This window comes from Bradyrhizobium sp. SHOUNA76, from assembly GCF_023006445.1.
In the GTDB taxonomy this organism is placed as follows: domain Bacteria; phylum Pseudomonadota; class Alphaproteobacteria; order Rhizobiales; family Xanthobacteraceae; genus Bradyrhizobium.
The window spans coordinates 1-2,537 of the sequence record NZ_JALBHA010000703.1 but is presented as its reverse complement, the minus strand read 5'-3'; the positions used below and the strand labels follow the sequence as shown (position 1 = coordinate 2,537).

2 protein-coding genes are annotated in these 2,537 nt (G+C 65.1%); both read right to left on the bottom strand.

Annotation, left to right across the window (positions count from 1 at the left end):
- Positions 1–937 (bottom strand): homoserine dehydrogenase (locus MOV74_RS35900; RefSeq protein WP_246931969.1); only part of this gene is annotated, 937 nt, incomplete at its 3' end.
- A gap of 29 nt (positions 938–966) precedes the next feature.
- Positions 967–2,187, bottom strand: coding sequence for an LL-diaminopimelate aminotransferase (locus MOV74_RS35895; protein ID WP_246931967.1), 1,221 nt, complete (start codon positions 2,185–2,187; stop codon positions 967–969).
- Positions 2,188–2,537 lie beyond the last annotated feature (350 nt).

Genomic DNA, 2,537 nt, shown 5'->3' with positions numbered 1-2,537 from the left:
CCACGGCGGATGCCGTCGCGGCGCCGCCGGCGCCGGGACCGACAAGCGTGATCGGCGGAATGCCCTCGCCGTCGATCGTGACCGCATTGGTGACACCCATCACCTGCGCGATCGAGGAGGATTTGGGGACCATGGTCGGATGCACGCGCTGCTCGATGCCCTTGGCGGTGCGCACCGCAACGCCGAGCAGCTTGACGCGGTAGCCGAGATCGGAGGCCGCGCGCAGATCTTCCGGTGCGATGGACGAGATACCTTCGACATACACCGCGCTTTGAGCAACTTTCGTGCCGAAGGCGAGGCTGGCAAGGATTGCAAGTTTTTGCGCGGTGTCGTGACCATCCACATCGAAGGACGGGTTGGCCTCGGCATAACCGAGCCGCTGCGCGTCCTTGAGGCATTCGGCGAAGGACAGACCTTCCTGCTCCATCCGGGTCAGGATGTAATTGCAGGTGCCGTTGAGGATACCGTAGACGCGGTTGATGCCGGTTCCGGCGAGACCCTCGCGCAACGTCTTGATGACGGGGATCGCGGCGCCGACGGCTGCCTCATAATTCAGCGCACCGCCGTGCTTTTCGGCCGCCTTGGCGAGCTTGAGACCGTGCTTGGCCAGCAGCGCCTTGTTGGCGGTGACGACCGACTTGCCGGAGCTGAGTGCGGCCTCGACCGCCGACAGGGCGGGATCGCCCGCGCCACCCATCAGCTCGACGAAGCAATCGATGCCGGGATGAGTGGCCAGCGCCATCGGATCCCTGGCCCATTCGACGCCGCGCAGATCGACGCCGCGCTTCTTCGCCTTCGAGCGCGCGGTGACGGCAACGACACGGATGCCGCGGCCGCTGCGGCCCGCGAGCACACGGGCCTGCGTTTCAATCAAACGGACCACTTCGGCGCCCACGGTGCCGAGCCCCGCTATGCCCACTTTCAGGGGTGCAACCATGATGTCTTAGAAAACCTGCCGAAGAGAACTTAACGCCGATTGGCGAGCGGAACGACGTTGTGCAACGTTTCGATGCCGCTTTCAAGGAAGCGTCGCACGCCGCGCGCGGCCTGCCTGATCCGTTGCTCGTTTTCCACCATGGCGATGCGGACATATCCTTCACCATGCTCGCCGAAGCCGACGCCGGGCGACACCGCGACGCCGGATTTCTCGACCATCAGGGTCGCGAACTGCATGCTGCCGACGCTGCGGAAGGCTTCCGGCAGCGGCACCCAGGCGAACATCGAGGCCTCCGGCGGCGGAATCTCCCAGCCTGCGCGGCCGAACGATTCAACCAGCGCATCGCGGCGCTTGCGGTAGGTGTCGCGCATCTCCTTGACGCACTCGTCAGGGCCGTTCAGCGCCGCGGTCGCCGCGACCTGGACCGGCGTGAAGGCGCCGTAATCGAGGTAGGATTTGACGCGGGCGAGCGCCGCGATCACCCGCTCATTGCCGACCGCGAAGCCCATGCGCCAGCCGGCCATCGAATAGGTCTTCGACATCGAGGTGAACTCGACGGTGACATCGATCGCACCCGGCACCTGGAGCACCGAGGGCGGCGGATTGTTCTCGTCGAAATAGACCTCGGCATAAGCGAGATCGGACAGGATCAGGATCTCGTGCTTCTTCGCGAAGGCGACGAGGTCCTTATAGAAGTCCAGGCTCGCGACATAGGCGGTCGGGTTCGAAGGATAGCAGACGACGAGCGCGAGCGGCTTCGGGATCGAATGCACGATCGCCCGCTCCACCGCCTCGAAGAACTGCGGCGTCGGCTCGGAGGGCACCGAGCGGATGACGCCGCCCGCCATCAAAAAGCCGAAGGCGTGAATCGGGTAGCTCGGGTTCGGACAGAGGATGACGTCGCCGGGCGCCGTGATCGCCTGCGCCACATTGGCAAAGCCCTCTTTCGAGCCGAGCGTCGCCACGATCTGAGTGTCGGGGTTGAGCTTCACGCCGAAGCGGCGGGCGTAGTAGCCGGCTTGGGCCCGGCGCAGTCCGGGGATACCGCGGGACGCCGAGTAGCGATCGGTGCGCGGCTTGCCCAGCGTCTCCTTCAGCTTCTCCAGCACATGCGCCGGGGCCGGCAGGTCCGGATTGCCCATGCCGAGGTCGATGATGTCGGCGCCAGCATTCCGCGCGGCCGCCTTGGCCCGGTTGACCTGCTCGAACACGTAAGGCGGAAGGCGGCGGATGCGGTAAAATTCTTCCATGGCTCTCTGGGCTCCGGGCAACCGGTCAAGACAGAATCGACAGGACGGACGACGATTCGGAAAGGCGCTCAGGATCGTCGTGAAAACTACTCAAAATCAAATGCTTAGAGCAATCATCGACAACGAAGACTGAAGTCGTTCGCCCTGACTCTCGGCTGAACCGGGATCTTTTAGCACGGCAAGGCGGGGGCGCCAGCGATTACCTTGCGGCGCCTCATTTCGCGTCCTTGCCGGCAGCGGCCTGGCGATCGCGCGCGGCGGCGAGCTCGGCCTCGATCTTGGCGCGCTGCTCCAGCGGGATGGTCGCCTGATCGCGATCCGGCGGCAGGTCGTGCACCGGCAGGTAGGTG